This is a genomic window from Paenibacillus sp. 01T431 (assembly GCF_056398625.1).
In genome coordinates this window covers 154,985-173,094 of sequence record NZ_JBFTPT010000013.1, presented here as the reverse complement: position 1 = coordinate 173,094, position 18,110 = coordinate 154,985, and the positions used below count along the sequence as shown (strand labels likewise).

14 protein-coding genes and 1 other annotated feature are annotated in these 18,110 nt (G+C 47.1%); all 14 genes read right to left on the bottom strand.

Features of this window, described 5'->3' with window-relative positions; translation table 11 throughout:
* Positions 1–428 precede the first annotated feature (428 nt).
* Positions 429–1,823: a UDP-N-acetylmuramate--L-alanine ligase gene (gene murC / locus AC1DM9_RS23250; RefSeq protein WP_339207856.1), complete on the bottom strand. Its 1,395-nt coding sequence runs from the start codon at positions 1,821–1,823 to the stop codon at positions 429–431.
* Positions 1,824–1,830: 7 nt separating this feature from the next.
* Entirely contained in the window at positions 1,831–3,216 is a 1,386-nt protein-coding gene (locus tag AC1DM9_RS23245; protein ID WP_430057732.1) for a bifunctional folylpolyglutamate synthase/dihydrofolate synthase, read from the bottom strand.
* 29 nt (positions 3,217–3,245) lie between these two features.
* Complete coding sequence (locus tag AC1DM9_RS23240) at positions 3,246–5,888, bottom strand: valine--tRNA ligase (RefSeq protein WP_477582439.1); 2,643 nt, start codon at positions 5,886–5,888, stop codon at positions 3,246–3,248.
* A 56-nt stretch (positions 5,889–5,944) separates the two neighbouring features.
* Positions 5,945–6,185: a binding site (T-box leader), on the bottom strand.
* A gap of 119 nt (positions 6,186–6,304) precedes the next feature.
* Positions 6,305–7,597, bottom strand: a complete 1,293-nt coding sequence (locus AC1DM9_RS23235) for a LysM peptidoglycan-binding domain-containing protein (RefSeq protein ID WP_477582437.1) — start codon at positions 7,595–7,597, stop codon at positions 6,305–6,307.
* An 89-nt stretch (positions 7,598–7,686) separates the two neighbouring features.
* Positions 7,687–8,688 carry an RluA family pseudouridine synthase gene (locus tag AC1DM9_RS23230; RefSeq protein ID WP_477549772.1) on the bottom strand — a complete coding sequence of 334 codons (1,002 nt, stop codon included), beginning with the start codon at positions 8,686–8,688 and terminating at the stop codon, positions 7,687–7,689.
* Between the two features lie 86 nt (positions 8,689–8,774).
* On the bottom strand, positions 8,775–10,076 hold the full coding sequence (hemL, locus tag AC1DM9_RS23225; RefSeq protein ID WP_076271661.1) for a glutamate-1-semialdehyde 2,1-aminomutase: 1,302 nt from the start codon (positions 10,074–10,076) through the stop codon (positions 8,775–8,777).
* A gap of 4 nt (positions 10,077–10,080) precedes the next feature.
* Positions 10,081–11,079: a porphobilinogen synthase gene (gene hemB / locus AC1DM9_RS23220; RefSeq protein WP_076271668.1), complete on the bottom strand. Its 999-nt coding sequence runs from the start codon at positions 11,077–11,079 to the stop codon at positions 10,081–10,083.
* Positions 11,080–11,082: 3 nt separating this feature from the next.
* Positions 11,083–12,651, bottom strand: coding sequence for a uroporphyrinogen-III C-methyltransferase (gene cobA, locus AC1DM9_RS23215; protein ID WP_477582435.1), 1,569 nt, complete (start codon positions 12,649–12,651; stop codon positions 11,083–11,085).
* 5 nt (positions 12,652–12,656) lie between these two features.
* Entirely contained in the window at positions 12,657–13,628 is a 972-nt protein-coding gene (hemC, locus tag AC1DM9_RS23210; RefSeq protein ID WP_339207845.1) for a hydroxymethylbilane synthase, read from the bottom strand.
* Positions 13,628–14,272 (bottom strand): precorrin-2 dehydrogenase/sirohydrochlorin ferrochelatase family protein, encoded by a 645-nt coding sequence (locus AC1DM9_RS23205; protein WP_477511917.1) that lies wholly within the window; start codon positions 14,270–14,272, stop codon positions 13,628–13,630. The genes hemC and AC1DM9_RS23205 overlap by 1 nt, the downstream gene beginning before the upstream one ends.
* Before the next feature lie 31 nt (positions 14,273–14,303).
* A complete protein-coding gene (locus AC1DM9_RS23200; protein ID WP_076271657.1) occupies positions 14,304–15,116 on the bottom strand; it encodes a cytochrome C assembly family protein in 813 nt (270 codons plus the stop codon).
* Between the two features lie 22 nt (positions 15,117–15,138).
* The gene (gene hemA, locus AC1DM9_RS23195; protein ID WP_477582433.1) at positions 15,139–16,521 is read right to left on the bottom strand and encodes a glutamyl-tRNA reductase; all 1,383 of its coding nucleotides are present in this window, start codon (positions 16,519–16,521) and stop codon (positions 15,139–15,141) included.
* A 199-nt stretch (positions 16,522–16,720) separates the two neighbouring features.
* A complete protein-coding gene (gene speD / locus AC1DM9_RS23190) occupies positions 16,721–17,119 on the bottom strand; it encodes an adenosylmethionine decarboxylase (protein WP_054027216.1) in 399 nt (132 codons plus the stop codon).
* A gap of 281 nt (positions 17,120–17,400) precedes the next feature.
* The gene (locus tag AC1DM9_RS23185; protein WP_477511915.1) at positions 17,401–18,084 is read right to left on the bottom strand and encodes a YjgB family protein; all 684 of its coding nucleotides are present in this window, start codon (positions 18,082–18,084) and stop codon (positions 17,401–17,403) included.
* Positions 18,085–18,110 lie beyond the last annotated feature (26 nt).

Here is an 18,110-nt window from a genome sequence, read left to right as displayed (position 1 = left end):
CGGCACTTCTTATAACCTTGATGCGTATTCTGAGACCCGTAAACGGATTATTAAGGGTCCGTAAATTTTGATTGTAGATTATGAGGTTTAGTGCACTCCGTCCCGCTGGGAGGCTGTGGAGGCTTTTTAAAGCATAGGTTATTGGGTTGTTGAATTATGAGGATATTGAGCTAGTGCTAGTTTAAATGGGTTGATTAGATCAGTGAATGAGTGAGTGAGTGAGTGAGTGAGGTAAAGAGTGAGAGGTTTATTAGGTAGTGAGTACAAGCCATTGAATTGGGAGACAGTGAGTTGGATTAGTGAGATTCAACTTTATCGATTTTTGAAGCTAATTTTATGTGGGCTTATTTAGAGCCTTTTTTACGAAAGACCCCATACTCATACAAAATGCCCGGTGATTCCGATATGGAATCCCGGGCATTAGCTGCTTATTGGTTTGATTTTAACGATTTCGCTAACGAATCCGCTACCTTCCAAATGTCGCCTGCTCCCATTGTGATAACAAGATCGCCAGGTGCGACCCGTTCAGTCAAGTATGCAAGCACTTCTTCTTTGGTTGGAATATACTCGGAGTTCGCGTTGCTGTTGCTTTTGATCAGCTCCACCAGCTTGCGGGATGTTACTCCTTCGATTTGCAGTTCGCCTGCCGGCGAGTAGATGTCGGTAATGATTACCTCATCGGCCTCTGGGAATGCGCGGCTGAATTGCTCGAATAAGAAAAACGTCCGCGTATAACGCTGTGGTTGAAACACGGCAATAATACGCTTGCCTGTTGCTTTTGCAGCGCTGATTGTCGCTCTGATTTCCGTTGGATGATGCGCATAGTCATCAATGACCAAAATGTCATTAACTTCCCCAAGCACCTGGAAGCGGCGTTTCGCGCCTCTAAATGATTGAATCGCAACAGCAATTTTGTCAAAGGACAAGCCTGCTTCGAGACAAGTAATAACAGTAGCCATTGCATTGTACACATTATGAAGACCTGGAACGGACAGCTCCACATCTCCAAGCAATGCCCCTTTATGCGTCATTGTAAAGGTTACCTTCCGGTCTCCAAGTACAACATTTTGAGCTTTATAGTCTGCATCGCCGTCAATGCCATAAGTCACTAGCTGCGATGAATTCATATTTCCTTGATATACTTGCGGTATCAATTCGTTAACCGTCTCATCATCCGCGCATACAATCGCCTTGCCGTCCGCTTTCACCTGCTGCAAAAACTGCACATAAGCAGCCTTCAGCTTGCCGAAATCGCCATCATAATTTTCAAGATGATCCGGCTCAATATTCGTCACGATAGCAAGCGTAGGGTGATAATGAAGGAATGAACCATCACTCTCGTCCGCTTCCGCTACGACGTATTCACCTTTGCCCGCTTTTGCGTTTGTACCTACATTTACGATTTCGCCACCGATAATATAGGTTGGATCCGCACCGCAAGATTCCATAACAAGCGCGATCATTGAAGAGGTCGTCGTCTTGCCATGTGCGCCGGCTACTGCGATTCCTTTGCCTGCGTTCATCAATCTAGCCAGCATTTGCGATCGATGCAAAACTGGGATGTTGAGCTCTTCAGCTGCTTTCCGTTCAACATTATCTTTGGAAAGTGCCGTAGAGTATACGACCAAGTCCGCTCCATTCACATGCTCGGGCTGATGACCGATATAAATGCTGGCACCATTTGCTGCAAGCTTCTCTGTTAATTCTTGACGTGCGACATCGGACCCGGTCACCTTATAGCCCATTTCCAGCATAACGCGGGCAATGGCACTCATTCCGTAACCGCCGATTCCGATGAAATGAACGTGTTCTGCCGTATTCAAAGACGGTTCACCAACCTTTTTCAGAATCCGAGTCATACAAAATGCGGGAGCGAACGTCAGCAATTAAATATAGCGTGCCTGTCACGACTCCAAGGTCTGTTTCCCCGGTTAACTGTTGTAGTTTTTGTAAAGCTGCTTGCCAGTTTGATTCCACTACAAGCTCGAAAGCGTACTGATCTGGCTGTTGCTGACGCATTTCACGTACCAAATCAGCCAAAGCAGAGGCATCTTTTTTCATTCGATAGTCAGGCTCGGTCACAATAAGCGTATCCACTATTGGTAGTATATGCTTAAGAACATCCTGATGATTCTTATTCTCCAGCATACCCATCATAAGATGTAACCGATCATATTTGTAAGTATTTTTTAAAGCGTCCACGAGTGACTCTGCACCTTCTGGATTATGTGCGCCATCGACCAAAATACGAGGCTGATCAGAAACCATTTCAAGCCGTCCCGGCCACGCAGCCTTTTGAAGTCCTTCCGCCAGTACATCATCTTCGATGACTAGTGCATTATATTGGCGAAGTATCTCAAGCGTCATGACAGCAACCGCTGCATTCGTCCGTTGATGGGCACCATTTAGCGTGATTGTCAAAGGCTCGATGCTGCGGAATAGATTGTCAAAGCGGAAAGTTTGCTCATTCTCGCGAACCGAGATTGCCGTTTCATGGAACTGTTCGCCTAACAAATAAAGCGTGCTTTTTTTGCCTTCAGCTGCTTGCTTAATAACCTCAATTGCCTCTGGCTGAGTAACCGCACTAATAACCGGTATTCCTGCTTTAATAATGCCAGCTTTTTCGCTCGCAACTGCAGCAATCGTATCACCGAGTTTATCCATATGGTCATGGCCAATATTTGTAATGACGGAAACAACCGGTTGAACGATATTCGTCACATCAAGCCTGCCGCCAAGTCCAGTCTCCCACACGACATAATCGGGATAAGTAACCTTTGCATAAAAAAGAATAGCCAGCGCTGTTGATACTTCAAACATCGTAGGCGAGCCCAGTTCTGTTTGAGCAAGCTCATCAACATGAGGTTTTAGCTCGTTGGCAAGTCTAAGCAGCGTCTCTTCTTCGATATCGATACCGTTATATTGAAAACGATTCGTAAACTTCGTTATATATGGCGATGTAAATGTGCCTACATCATATCCGCCGCGCAGCAAAACGCTCGTCAAATATGCACAAGTAGACCCTTTCCCATTTGTCCCGGCAATGTGGATAAACTTTAATCTGCGATGCGGATTATCCAGCCGTTCCATCAATTCCTCGATCCGATCAAGACCTGGACGAATACCGAATGGAATTAGCCCAGTAATCCAATCTACCGCTTCCCGGTAGGATTGCAGCGGCCCTGCAGGCCGCTGCTCTATTTGTTGTTCTGCCATACTAATCGTCCTTCTTCCGTTTTGCAGCGTTATCCGCGCAATTCCGCAATTCTAGCTAGTACCTTGTCGCGTTTGTCTGCATAATCGTTCATTTTGGCGCGTTCTTCATCGATAACCTTAGCTGGCGCTTTTGCCACAAAGCCTTCATTGCTGAGCTTCTTCTCAATCCGCTCTACCTCGGTATTCAAATGCTGATGTTCCTTCTCTAAACGAGCAATCTCTTGAGCAATATCGATTAAGCCGGCAAGCGGCAAATAAATCTCAGCACCAGTTAAAATCGCAGTCATTGCTTTGTCCGGCGCACTAATGTGCAGGCCAGTCTCCAAACTTGACGTACCGCAGAAACGTTTAATAAATTCTTCGTTGCGGGACATAATAGCAGCTTCAGCCTCGCTAGCCGGCTTAATAAGCATTTCAATCTTTTTGCTCATCGGTACATTTACTTCTGCACGGATATTGCGCACTGAACGAATCATCTCCATCAGGAGCTCCATCTCTTTCACAGCGTCCGGCGCTTCAAGCGCAGTATCATAAACCGGCCATTCTGCCAAAGTGATCGTATCGCCAACATGAGGCAGATGCTGCCAAATCTCTTCGCTGATATATGGCATGAACGGGTGAATAAGACGCTGCGTGCGGTCTAGCACATAAGCAAGTACCGATTGCGTAGCTTTTTTAGCTGCTTCATCCGTGCTGTAAAGGCTAAGCTTAGCGAATTCAATGTACCAGTCGCAAAGATCGTCCCAAATGAAATTATACAATAGACGTCCAGTTTCACCGAACTCATAGCTGTCAATTAATCGAGTTACATCACGAACCGTTTCATTCAGACGATGCAAAATCCAGCGATCCGCTGTACCGAGGTTAACAGTGATATCAATATCAACTGCTTCAACCCCTTCAAGATTCATCAGCGCGAAGCGTGATGCATTCCAAATCTTGTTCGCAAAGTTGCGCGATTGCTCAACCTTCTCCCAGCGGAAACGCAAATCCTGTCCTGGCGTGCTGCTTGTCGAGATCATATAACGCATAGCATCTGCACCATATTTCTCGATAACCTCAAGCGGATCGACACCATTGCCCTTCGACTTGGACATCTTTTGTCCTTCGGAGTCACGAACAAGTCCGTGCATCAGCACATCCTTGAACGGAGATTGTTCTGTAAACTCAAGAGCTGTGAAGATCATTCGGGATACCCAGAAATAAATGATGTCATAACCCGTTACGAGTACATCCGTTGGGTAATAACGTTTCAGGTCATTCGTTTCATCCGGCCAGCCTAGCGTAGAGAACGGCCATAATGCAGAGCTGAACCACGTATCAAGCACGTCATTATCTTGGGTAAGGTGATCGCCCTCCATATTCTCACGGGAGACATGTGTTTCACCTGTCGTCTCATCATACCAAGCCGGTATGCGGTGACCCCACCATAGCTGCCTCGAAATACACCAATCGCGTACGTTCTCGATCCAGTGCAAATATATTTTCTCGAATCTCTCAGGTACGAAGTTGACACCTTTGCCAGCCTTTTGAGCTGCGATTGCAGCCTCAGCTAGAGGTTTCATTGCAACGAACCATTGTGTAGACAAATAGGGCTCAACAACGGCGCCGCTTCGCTCACTGTGACCAACTTGATGCACATGATCTTCGATTTCCACGCATACACCTTGCTCCTGCAAATCCTTAACGAGCTGCTTGCGGCAATCCGCACGGTCGAGACCTTGATAAGGACCAGCTTCAGCGTTCATAGTACCTGTCTCATCCATCACAATGATCTGCGGCAGACTGTGGCGCTCGCCAACTTCAAAGTCATTTGGATCATGTGCAGGCGTAATTTTTACGGCACCTGAACCAAATTCCTTATCGACGTACTCATCTGCAATAATCGGAATTTCGCGCCCAACGACTGGAAGCACGATCATTTGCCCAATCAAGTGCTTGTAACGATCATCCTCTGGATGAACCGCTACAGCTGTATCGCCGAGCATCGTCTCTGGACGTGTCGTTGCAACCGTTATAAAGCCTGAACCGTCCTTAAGCGGGTATTTCAAGTGATACAAATGACCATTGATTTCCTTGTGCTCTACCTCAATATCTGAAAGAGCTGTGCGAGCAGCAGGGTCCCAGTTGATGATTTTTTTGCCGCGATAGATCAAGCCCTTATCATACAGCTTAACAAAAACCTCGCGTACAGCCTTGGAGAGGCCTTCATCCAAAGTGAACCGCTCTCTCGAATAATCGAGGGAAAGTCCCATCTTCGACCATTGATCGCGAATCGTACTTGCGTACTCATCCTTCCACTCCCATACTTTCTCTAGGAATGCTTCACGACCTAGGTCGTAGCGCGAAATTCCTTGCTCACGCAGCTTCTGCTCAACTCTTGTTTGCGTCGCGATGCCCGCATGGTCAGTTCCTGGCACCCATAGCGTGTCGAAACCTTGCATACGCTTCGTTCTAATTAAAATATCTTGTAGGGTAAAATCTAACGCATGCCCGATATGCAGCATTCCGGTAACGTTAGGAGGCGGAATAACAATCGTATACGTCTGTGCATCCGGTCGTTTGCCTGCCTCGAAAAATTTTCCCTGCATCCAGTAATCGTACCATTTCTGCTCAGCTGCCTTAGGATCATAAGTTGTCGGCATTGCAGTTGTCGTTTGATTTTCTGACATTCGTCCATCCTCCATAAATCGATCTACAAAAACAAAAAAAACCTGCCGCCCTTATCATAAAGGACGAAAGGTTAAGCTTCCGTGGTACCACCTTTGTTCCACGCGAAATGTATCCGCATGGCACTCAAACAGATAACGGCTGCGGCCGGCCTGACTTCGGTAGAGCACAGGTTGCTCCTACTTGGCTCAGGCAACTCCGGGGCGACTCGTAGCAGTCACTTCCTGCAGAACCTCTCAGCGTAACGGTTCCACTCTCTGAAGGCTTTGCTGCCTACTATTCCCCATCAATGTCGTTATAACACATATATACTTTTATCATACCTTTGTTGCTGACCTGAGTCAACCTCGGCAGAAGCAAGAAATGCCCCTATCGCTCAAATTAATGAGCAATAAGGGCATTTTCGTTACAGAAGCCTCTATGGAATGTATAACAGCTGTCCTTCCGACACACTTGAGTCGTCCAATCGGTTATACATTACAATTTCCCTCGGATTCATGCTATAGCGTGTAGCGATGACATCAAGCGTCTCGTCCCGCTGCACAATACACATCCGAATTTTCTTAAATTCCTTATCTTCCGAGCGTTTGCCCAGAAATAAGTTTTTCCACTCAATCTCATCGCCGGAAGCCTGTACTCTAGCTTCCTCATCTGCCCGTTGCTGAGCGACTACCTGTTCTGCCGCCTGACGTGCTGCTTGTTCACGCCGACTCGTCTGAAGCAGCGTGAGAATGCCGACATCTCCTGCCAAACCAGAACCCTCTTGCGGCTGCTTGTTTGTAATTGCGATACGCGGCTCCTGCTTTTCCTGCTCTGGAACAGGACTCTGCTGCTGCGGGAAAGCCTCTGCTACTGGAGCTATTTGAGCTATTGGAGCATCGATTTGTACCGGCTCTTCACGTTCCTCCGCCAGTACTTGCTCGCTTGCTGCTTCAACTGGTGGAATCACTGCGGAATCATTTGCAAACGGCGAGGATGTTGCTAACCAGCCCTCGTTGCTTGTTTGCTGAGAAGATAGTGAAATTTCTCTCTCATCTTCTTGGCTCTCCACATCCTCTTCCTGCGGAGCAGGAGAGGCGAATAACTGCGAAGATGACCAACCTCCGCCTGACGATGAGGAAGAGATGGTTACGGTTGCTTCCTCAGGCTCATCCGATGCATCGGCTATTTGCTCGTTTGAAATCTCCTCTTGCGCAGCAAGCTCAAGTTCTTCCGCTATGTACGATTGTTCAATAGCGGCATTTTGACCATTAAAAGCTTCCACGGCTCGTTCATCATAAACTTCCCGTTGATGAATGACAGTAAAAGGTTCTTCGCGCCAAATGTCCTCCGGCTCCTGAATAGGCTGAGCAGAAATACCGCGCAAAGAAAGAACACCCGTAATGTTTAATGTGCGAGCAGACAAAAGATCGACGTCAAAATTGTCAATTTCAATCGAAATATCATCCAGCCGTGATATTCGGTTCATTGGCAGCGTTATTTCGACCGGTATCCAGTGCTCCAGCGTCAGGGAGTTTTCGGAATCAGTTTGACTCCTATATACCCCGCTAAGCAGAAGCTGCCCTCTAAGCACGGCATGGTCCCCTTGATCGATAACTTGAATACGAGGAACAAGCTCAATTTCCTCCAACTCGTCAATTGCCGCAACATCATCGGGCAAGTGGACGCGTTCATACACATCAAAACGTAATCCGTTCGTTTGATCCGACACGCCTAAATCCTCCCCTCTCATACTGAATGCTTGGTCTAACGTTACATTCACTACTTATCTATATGGTAGGTTGGGCAGGAGCATGACTATCATTTTGAACGGAACTCCATCTCTTCTGAAAGCTGCATCAGCCATTGCGGCCAAGGCGAGGCTGCTTCTATTAGCGAGTCGGTCAGAGGATGCGGAAAAACAAGCTTTTCCCCATGCAGCGCTTGATGCTTCAACTGTGCTGTGCTGCCTCCATACAGACCGTCTCCAAGCAGCGGATGTCCAATATGACTTAAGTGAACCCGAATTTGATGCGTTCGTCCCGTCTCAAGCTTTACACGTATTAGTGACGATCGAGAATTTGCTGCCACAACCTCGTAATGGCTAATTGCTAGATCGCCGTTTTCTGAAACTCTGCGCCTTGCCGGGTGATGTCGATCCTTCCCTATTGGCATATTGATCGTACCCGAAAGCTTCGACATCCTGCCTTGAACGACAGCCATATATTGTCTGTCTATCGCTTTCGCTCTCATCGCCTCATCAAGCTTCCACTGGGCCAAATCATTTTTTGCATATAAAACGGGACCAGACGTATCATCATCCAGCCTGTGGATATGACGTATATTCAGCGGATCGCCTTGGCTCAAAAGATGCCATGCCGCCGCCTCATCCAGCGTTCCGCTTTGACCGGGAGATGATCCATGCACTGCCATGCCAGCTGGCTTGTCAAATACGATGCAGAAATCGTCTTCATATAACACATCTGGCATATTTAGTTTAGTATCCCTGCGCAGGTGACGATATGAAGCATCACTGCGCGGATCTACTGGCGGGAAAGCAAGGAGCTGCAGATGCTCCCCGTTCCACTGAATGCCTCCAATTGAAAACAACCGATTAATCCACTTCTGCGGAAAAAAGGAACGGGCCAGCAGCCACTGACGCACAACGTGCGGATGACTGCCAGCCCGCGGCTGCGCAAGCTCCGGCGATGCTGCCGGATCCTTTTCCGATTCAGGATTAATGGTATCAGAGGACGCAGCGCCAAGAGCAAGCCAGTCTAGCTCCAGCCATTGTCCATTCCTCTTCATCTGACCATCAATCATATAACGTTCCTCCCAATCGTAAACGATGCAAAAAACAACTTCGCTTCCTTACGAGCCTCTTGCCTTCATTTCAAAATACAGCAATATTACAAGCGGCTAAACGCAATATCATGCGCTTCGATTGTCGCATCTATGTCCTCATTCGTATGAACCCCGGAAACAAACATGCCTTCAAATTGTGAAGGAGCAATGCTTACACCCAAATCAAGCATCGCCGCAAAATAAGCCTTAAAGCGCTCTAGATCGGATGTTTTTGCCGTTTCGAAATTGATGACAAACGTATCCGTGAAGAACGGACAAACCATCGATCCAACACGGTTAATCGTATTTGCAATGCCATGTTTGCGCGCATTCGCTTCAAAACCAAGCTGCAGCCTAACCGCTTGACGCTCCATATGCTCATACACTTCAGGGGTTAGCAGATTCAATGTTGCATAACCTGCCGCCATCGCAAGCGGATTGCCTGATAAGGTTCCCGCTTGATAGATAGGTCCGCTCGGTGCAATCATCTCCATAAGCTCCCGTTTGCCGCCGTATGCGCCGACTGGCAATCCGCCGCCAATAACTTTGCCGAAGCAAGTAAGGTCTGGCGTAATACCATAAAGTCCTTGCGCGCAGTTATAACCAACACGGAAGCCCGTCATTACCTCGTCAAAAATAAGAACCGTACCGTACTGCGTTGTAATGTCGCGCAACCCTTGCAAGAAACCAGGCAATGGCGGAACAACGCCCATGTTGCCAGCTACCGGTTCAACGATGACACAAGCAATTTCCTCACCGAATTTTTCGAAAGCAAGCTTTACCGATTCAATATCGTTGTATGGTACCGTAATCGTATGCGAAGCTACATGCTCCGGTACACCCGGGCTGTCAGGCAAGCCAAGCGTCGCAACGCCTGAGCCTGCTTTAATGAGCAAGCTATCCGCATGACCATGATATGAGCCTTCGAATTTCAAAATCCTGCTTCGTTTCGTATAACCGCGAGCAAGCCGAATGGCGCTCATCGTCGCTTCCGTACCGGAGTTAACCATGCGAACGATATCAACTGAAGGTACTCGCTCGCAAACAAGCTCAGCCATCAATGTTTCAAGCTCTGTTGGGGCGCCGAAGCTTGTCCCCTTCTCTGCCGTACGTTTAATCGCTTCGATCACTTCAGGATGGGCATGACCCATAATGAGAGGGCCCCATGATGCTACATAATCGATATAGCTGTTGCCATCGATATCATAAATGCGGCTGCCTTCTCCCCGCTCCATATAGACAGGGTTCAAGCCCACTGATTTGAATGCTCTAACCGGGCTGTTTACACCGCCTGGCATTACTTTTTTCGCTCTTTCGAAAGCTTCTACTGAGCGCGCATCATTTCTAAGGTTCGACTGTTCACTCATCTGCTTACCCCTCTCCCTTCAACCAACGTGCCGCATCCTTTGCATGGTACGTAATAATGAGATCAGCACCAGCACGCTTCATGCCTAGCAAGGTTTCTAGAACGATCGATTGCTCATCGATCCAGCCATTAGCTGCAGCGGCTTTCACCATCGAGTATTCGGCGCTGACGTTATAAGCGACAACCGGTAAATTATATTTATCCTTAAGCAGCCTCAAAATATCCAAGTAAGCTAAAGCAGGCTTGACCATTAGCATATCGGCACCCTCAGCAATATCTGACTCTGCTTCACGAAGCGCCTCGCGTACGTTAGCTGGGTCCATCTGGTATGTTTTGCGGTCGCCGAATTGTGGAGCCGAATGTGCAGCATCACGGAAAGGGCCGTAATAAGCCGAAGAAAATTTAACAGAGTAAGACATAATCGGAACGTCACTAAAGCCAGCGTCATCTAGTCCTTCACGAATAGCAAGCACAAAGCCGTCCATCATATTGGAAGGTGCGATAATGTCTGCTCCTGCTTCCGCTTGCGATACCGCCGTTTGTACGAGCAGATCAAGCGAGGAGTCATTATCCACTTCCGCTATGCCTGTTTCCTCATGCAAATGTACGATGCCGCAATGACCGTGGTCGGTAAATTGGCATAAACAAGTGTCAGCGACAACAACAAGCTCCGGCGCCCACTTCTTCACTGCTTTTATCGCTTGTTGAACGATACCGTTCGCATCATAAGCCGAAGATCCCAAAGCATCTTTATATTCTGGAAGGCCGAACAGCAGCACCGATTGAATGCCGCAAGCAACCACTTCACGAATCTCCTGCTCCAAAAGATCCATCGACAGATGGTATACACCCGGCATTGATGGAATTTCTTCTTTTATATTTACACCATGCGTAACGAAGATCGGATATATAAAATCATTTACACTCAGAACGGTTTCTCTTACCATGCTCCGAAGAGCAGACGTTTTGCGTAATCTGCGATTTCTTACTGTTGGGAAACTCATCACTTAGTATTCCTCCTCGACTAGCTTAGCAAGTTGTTTTTGCTGATAATCAACGATTGCTTTAAGCATACTATCCAGCGTTGAATCTTCTGGCTCAATAGCAACCTTCAAGCCTGCTTCTAGTGCAGTCTTCGTTGTTAGCGGGCCAATACTCGCAATGGGAATGTCCGCTAATAGTTGTACTGGATCTGAAATGCCCTTGCGTCTCAATACCTCAAGCAAATTGGTCACCGTCGATGAACTAGTGAATGTAATCATGTGAATTTCTTTCTCGCGAATCCATTCGAGGGCAAGCTCGTCCTGCTCATCGACAATGACCGTTTCATAAACATCGATTTCCGTTGGCACAAGTCCCATTGCCTTCAGCTCGCGAGGCAATACCTCGCGTGCAAGATCTCCTCGAGGCAGCAGCACTCGTTCTCCGGCCTTCAGCTGCGGCGCCAGCTTGTCCAGCAAACCTTCCGCATGGAACTTTACAGGCAGCTCATCAACCACTAAGCCGCGCTTTGCAAGCGCCTCAGCTGTCTTAGGACCAACTGCTGCAATTCTCGCACCAAAAAATCTCCTAATATCGATATTAAATTTACGCAGCCATTCAAAAAAGTACTCCACGCCGTTTACGCTCGTATACATTAGCCACTCATATTGTTCTGCCTGCTCCAACTGTTCCTTCAAGTTAGCTACAACAACGGGGTCCGTTGGTTCAATCGTTTCAATGACTGGAAACTCGCAAGGCTCCCCGCCAAGCGTTTCAATCTGTTCAGCTAGCTCGCTTGCCTGTGCTCTAGCTCGTGTAACGAGTATACGCAAGCCAAATAGCGGCTTGTTCTCATACCATTTCAGCTTCTCTCTCTGCAGTACAACGTCGCCTACCACAATGACAGCAGGCGGCTTAAAATTCGCTGCTTTGACAATCCCCTCAATGGTTTCCAGCGTACCAACAATGGTACGCTGTTCAACTCTCGTTCCCCAGCGAATAAGTGCAACTGGCGTTTGCGGCGGCTTGCCATGCTTCATGAGCTGATCAGAAATATATCCTATTTTGGCGACACCCATAAGAAAAATAAGGGTTCCCGTAGCATTCGTTACTTTATCCCAATGAATGGAGCGGTCAAGCTTATCCGGACTCTCATGACCCGTAATAATGGACAAGGATGATGCCATATCACGATGTGTGACTGGAATGCCTGCGTAAGCGGGAACTGCGATTGCCGAGGTAATGCCTGGCACGATTTCGAACTCGATTCCGTTATCATAAAGAAGCTCGGCTTCTTCTCCAACTCGTCCAAAAATCGTAGGATCTCCGCCTTTCAGACGTGTAACGATCTTGCCTTGCAGCGCCAAATCGACAAGAAGCTGGTTGATTTCCTCCTGCTTCATTGTATGACGGTCTGGCAGCTTGCCGACGTAAATTCTCTCCGCTCCCGGCTTCACGTACCGGAGCAATCTCGGGCTTGCCAAGCGATCGTAAACGACAACCTCACATTCCTCCAAGCATTGCAGTCCGCGCACCGTAATCAGCTTCGGATCTCCCGGTCCGGCGCCAACTAAATATACCTTCCCCTTGTCCAAGCCCGTCATCCCCCAATTTCAGCTAAAATACGGTCTGCGCCGCGTGCAATGAGTGCATCTGCAACATCACGACCAAGCTGTTCAGGATCAATTCCCTTCATCACTTCTTTCAGCAGCGTTGCTCCGTCCGGCGATCCGACCATGCCCGTCAGGATAAGCTCATGTTTCCCACTTTGGCCTGGGAGCTCATCACCTAATGTGCAATATGCGCCTATCGGCACCTGGCATCCACCATTCAGTGAACCAAGGAAGCTTCGCTCAGCTCGTACCGTAACCTCGGTTTCATCATCGTTAAGAAGGGAAAGCAGCTCTCGAACTTGTTCATCATTCTCGCGGCATTCAATGCCAAGTGCGCCTTGTCCTACAGCAGGCAAGCATACATCAACAGGAATGTTCGCAGATATGCGATCTTCCCATCCCATGCGTTTCAGACCAGCTGCAGCAAGCACAACCGCATCGAAACCTTCGGTTTCTAATTTGCGAATACGGGAATCTATATTGCCCCTTATGGACTCAAGCTGAAGATCAGGTCTCGCGTTTTTAAGCTGGCAGGATCTGCGCAGGCTGCTCGTTCCCACTCTCGCACCTAGAGGCAATTCAGACAATCCGCCGCCTTCACGAGTGATAAGGCAATCTCTAGGATCGACGCGTCTTGGAATCGCTCCATTTATTAACCCTTCTGGAAGCTCATAAGGCATGTCCTTCATGCTGTGAACGGCCAAATCAATTACACCGTCTGCAAGTGCTTGTTCGATTTCCTTAACGAACAGCCCTTTTCCACCTACTTTAGACAGCGTAACATCAAGTATGCGATCACCTTTTGTTACTATTTTTTTCACTTCAAACTTATAATCAAACCCATGCTTCTCACTTATGCGTGTCAGTTCATCGATCACTTGTCCCGTTTGTGTAAGCGCAAGTGCGCTTTGCCTTGTTCCTACCACGATAATTCGTTGTCCTTGGTTAGTTGTTGCCATTATGTAAGCCCCCTGTCTATCCGATGAAGCAAGCTTTGCAGCCATTCATCCATATCAATATTGATCCGCTTTAGCGTCGCTGCCTCTTCGGCCGCAAGCTTCAGCACGGATTGTCTCTCCTGTTCATCAAGCAAGCTGTTTAACACTTTCTCCCGAAAGCGTCGCATTACTATAGTTATTTCTTCGTATTCCGGGCCATAAAGCGCTGCAAGCTCTTTCTTTATTTGCTGAGACAATGCCGGGCTTGCACCTGAAGCAGTAACCGCCAGCAGCAAATCTCCACGCCTGACAATCGAAGGTGAAATAAACGAGCCTTTGTCCGCATCATCCACCGCGTTTACTAAAATGCCAAGCCGATCGGCGGCGGCCGCAATCTCCGCATTTAAACGTTTATCGTTTGTTGCCGCAAACACTAACGATGCACCAGCAAGATCGCCATCATTGTACTCTCGCTGGAACCAGTTGATTTCCCCGTCGGAAGCCAAACTCACGAGTTGAGGAGTTAATGACGGGCTGATGACCCATATTTCATCCGCTCCAGCAGCCAGCAGCCCTTGCAGCTTTCGCTGCGCCACGCTTCCGCCGCCGATTATAACGCAGCGTTTGCCTTTAAGCTGCATGAAAATTGGATATAAACCATTCATTGCCGTCCTTGCCTCCAGCAGTCAATTCTCGTTAATGAAAGGAGGAGAAATAATTAGTAAACAAATTCAGAAGCAGCAAACCAAACGAAATAATATAAAAGCGGGCCAATTGCAATCCGGGACGTTTGAGCATCGCTCTCTGGTACACATAAATAATGTACATGACCAAGGTTCCAAAGGAAGACAGTACCTTCCAGTCAATCAACAACGCAAACCGTCTTTCGACAAGTATAGACGTCACCGCAATCGCAAGCGACATTGCAAACAATGGAACGCCAACAATGACTGCTCGATCTCCATAACGCTCAATCATATCGAGGCTTGGCAATCTGCGCACAAAGTTTGACCAGCGCTTTCGTTTCAGCTGATTATGCAAAAACAAATACATGCCGGCGAACAAAGCGCCTATGGTTAATGCAGCATACGCAAGCAAAACGAGACTGATATGAATGTATAATAGCTCTCTTGTTGTTTCCCAAACTTTAAGCGACTCGCCATTTCCAGGGTCACTATACAGGTTAAGCGCCAACACCGCAAAACCAACAACATTTACAAAAAACACAATGAAATCAATTTTAATAAATCGACTGATCACTAGCGAAATGGTAACTAAAAGCCAAGAAAAGCCTAACCAGTATTCAAAGGTTGATACTTCCGTCATTTGCAAATGAGATACGATGCGAGTAACAAGGTAACCAGTCTGTAATACCCAAACAAAAATAAGCAGCCCTGTACCCATCCGTTTCGCTCTCCGACTTGCATTCATGAAGTCGGAGAAATAAAACAGCAGGCTCAGGGCGTAAATATAAAGTATCGCATCATATAAAAAGTTTTGCGTCTCCATAGCTCCTCCACCTAGCAGCCCTCTACCTTGTAATAGGTGCTAATACCGCCGCAGCTGCATGGGGTTGAACATTTTTCTTTTTTGCAGCAGCGACAGTATCTGTTGCCGCTTCAAGCTCCGCTTGACGCGCTTTAGCAAGATCTTCCTCGAGTGCAAACAGCTTAACGAACATATCCATCGCTTCGTCTGCCCGCTTCTCGCCAGCCATTTCTTTAATTCGTAAAATAGGATCCTGCATCATTTGGTTAACGATGCTTTTTGTTAGCTTACGGATTACTTTAAGCTCATGCTCGCCGAGATCAGGCAATTTATTCGTCAAGCTGTTCATCGTTTCCTCGTGAATGCCTGCTGCTTTGGATTGCAAAGTTCGAATAAGGGGAACAACGCCAAGCGTTTTGTACCACTGCTCGAACACTTCAATTTCTTCGGTAATCATCGTTTCAATTTTGGCAGCCTCTTGACGCCTATGCGCGAGATTGCTTTCCACGATGCCCTCTAAATCATCAATATCATACAAGAATACATTATCAACGGCAGCAATCGAAGGTTCCAAATCACGCGGTACCGCAATATCAATCATAAAGAGCGGCTTCGCTTTTCTACGCTGCATAGCTTCTGCAACCTGTTTGCGCGTTAACACATATTCTTTCGAGCCAGTGGAGCTGATAATAATGTCTGCTTCATGAAGCTTATCCACTGCTTCTTCCATCGACCATGCGATTCCGTTAAACTTGTCTGCCAGCTGTGTTGCCCGCTCATAGGTGCGATTTACAACAACGACGCGATCTGCGCCATTCGTATACAGATGCTTGGCAGTCAGTTCGCCCGTTTCACCCGCACCAATGACCATAACCGTTTTTTTGTTGAATTGTCCGAAAATCCGTTTCCCAAGCTCAACGGCAGCGTAGCTCACAGAAACTGCAGATTCGCCGATCGACGTTTCGGAATGGGCACGCTTGGCCATCGTAACCGCCTGTTTAAACAGCATATTAAAAACTGTACCTGTCGTCTTCTGCTGCTGCGCGAGCTGAAAAGCTGTTTTTACTTGTCCCAAAATTTGAGTCTCGCCGATGACCATGGAATCAAGTCCGCTCGTTACACGGAATAAATGATCAATCGCCTTCTCGTCCTCATACATATATAAATGGTTGGTGAAGTTCTGCCTAGGCAGCTTAAACCACTTCTCCATAAAGCTTCGAATGTAATGCCCGCATAGATGGTGCCTGTCTACAACTGCATAAAGCTCCGTCCGATTGCAGGTCGCTACTATGACACATTCCATTATGCTTTGTGTCTGAATGAGCTGTATTAATGCTTCCGGCAAATCCCGTTCTGCGAACGCAAATTGTTCTCTTACTTCTACGGGAGCCGTTCGGTAATTCAGTCCTACTGCGATAATGTGCATGCGCGGTCACCTGCCTCCTTCTCTTTAAGCGATCAAGCATTGATGTTATCGATAATTATAGCATAGTAAAACATTCAGATAATGTTCATTTATGAATAATATTTGAAAAGTACAGACTCATTATTCCCTTTTACTACAAAGAAATAACCATGGATACCATCCATGGTTATTTCGCTATGAGCAATAAGTTTTAAAGCTCTTAAACGAGCTCAGTTTGTTTCATTTTTGGCTCTTCTACTTGCAGTTCGCCCATACCGCGTACAAGCTTCTTCGCATACGTCGCTTTTGGCTTCAGTACAGCGAGCATGTAGTCGATCGCAAGCTGAGGATCTACAGTTTCGCCGCAAGTATAACAATCAAGCGCAGCAAAACCTCTCTCAGGATACGTATGAATCGAGAGGTGACTCTCCGACAGCAGCACGAGCACAGTTGCGCCTTGAGGATCGAATTGTTTGGCTTGAACCGACAATACAGTAGCACCACAAGCCTCTGCAGCCTCTACCATGTGTGATTGCAAAAATTCAGCGCTGTTCAGTAGATCAAAGTCTACACCCCAAGTATCAACAGCAACGTGTCTTCCGAAAGTTGAGTATTCCATCTTCCGGTTCCCCCTTCCTAGGAATAAAATGTTTGAAAAATTTCATCCGCTAGGACCTACGTCATTCACTTCTCGAGGGATTAATCTCTCGCAACATAACAATGTCCTGAGTGAATCCTGGTTCCTATTATTAACATCAACAATCTTTTCAACGAGAATAAAAATAACATCTATCCGGGATAATTGCAATACTTTTTTTCTAAAGGATGGAAATAACCTTTCATTGCCAGCCCCGTTTTCAATGTATGACGTTGAAGCTTATCTCGCAATGGGCTGTGCGATCATCCCGCCATATTATTTTTTGCGTCCTGCGGACTGTATACAGAGATGTGATCCACCTTGCCAGTTGCTTCAGCCAAAATAAATTTAAGCTGATATTGTTTATTGACCTCATAGGTATAAATGTCATCCGTACCGTTAACCGTTTTTTCATCAGCAGACCCAAGCGCGATCTCTATGTCTTTCAATGTAATGCCTTGAAGCTTTTTCGAATAAGATCTTACATCATAAACAAGCATGCCTTTGTTGTATCCAAATGTAATCCCTTTATCTTTGTAGGCAGCGTACATCCCTTTCCCAGCGGATTCGTTGGTATCAGGCTTGCCCCATTTTTTCTCTATATCATCGAATAATGCGATATGGGCAGCATAATCGGAACCTGGAACTTTGCCTTCCTTCGCAAGCGCATAGACTGAGCTGATCGTTTCTCCGGCCTCAGAGCCGCTAGAGGGCTCCTCAGCGCCATTACCGCCTGGTTGCTCATTAGGCTGTTCAGAAGGCGGGACGCTTGGCTTGGTGTCCGGTGAAGCCGGTGTACTTGTCTCTGGCTGATTGCTCGGCATCTCCGTTGCCGGCGGCGGCACTTGATCTGCTCCTGTATCCTTATTGCTGCACGCTGTTAAAGATAATGCGATCGCAAATGATATTCCGATAGCAAATTGTTTAAATCGTTTGGTTTGATTCATTCCTATTCATCTCCTTGTTGTATAAA

Coding starts and splice junctions, on each gene's coding strand:
- AC1DM9_RS23230 (WP_477549772.1), bottom strand. CDS start 8,688: ATGATTGATGGTCAGATGAAGAGGAATGGACAATGGCTGGAGCTAGAC.
- AC1DM9_RS23245 (WP_430057732.1), bottom strand. CDS start 3,216: ATGGCAGAACAACAAATAGAGCAGCGGCCTGCAGGGCCGCTGCAATCC.
- AC1DM9_RS23185 (WP_477511915.1), bottom strand. CDS start 18,084: ATGAATCAAACCAAACGATTTAAACAATTTGCTATCGGAATATCATTT.
- AC1DM9_RS23205 (WP_477511917.1), bottom strand. CDS start 14,272: ATGAATGGTTTATATCCAATTTTCATGCAGCTTAAAGGCAAACGCTGC.
- AC1DM9_RS23200 (WP_076271657.1), bottom strand. CDS start 15,116: ATGGAGACGCAAAACTTTTTATATGATGCGATACTTTATATTTACGCC.
- speD (WP_054027216.1), bottom strand. CDS start 17,119: ATGGAATACTCAACTTTCGGAAGACACGTTGCTGTTGATACTTGGGGT.
- hemA (WP_477582433.1), bottom strand. CDS start 16,521: ATGCACATTATCGCAGTAGGACTGAATTACCGAACGGCTCCCGTAGAA.
- hemC (WP_339207845.1), bottom strand. CDS start 13,628: ATGGCAACAACTAACCAAGGACAACGAATTATCGTGGTAGGAACAAGG.
- hemB (WP_076271668.1), bottom strand. CDS start 11,079: ATGAGTTTCCCAACAGTAAGAAATCGCAGATTACGCAAAACGTCTGCT.
- hemL (WP_076271661.1), bottom strand. CDS start 10,076: ATGAGTGAACAGTCGAACCTTAGAAATGATGCGCGCTCAGTAGAAGCT.
- AC1DM9_RS23240 (WP_477582439.1), bottom strand. CDS start 5,888: ATGTCAGAAAATCAAACGACAACTGCAATGCCGACAACTTATGATCCT.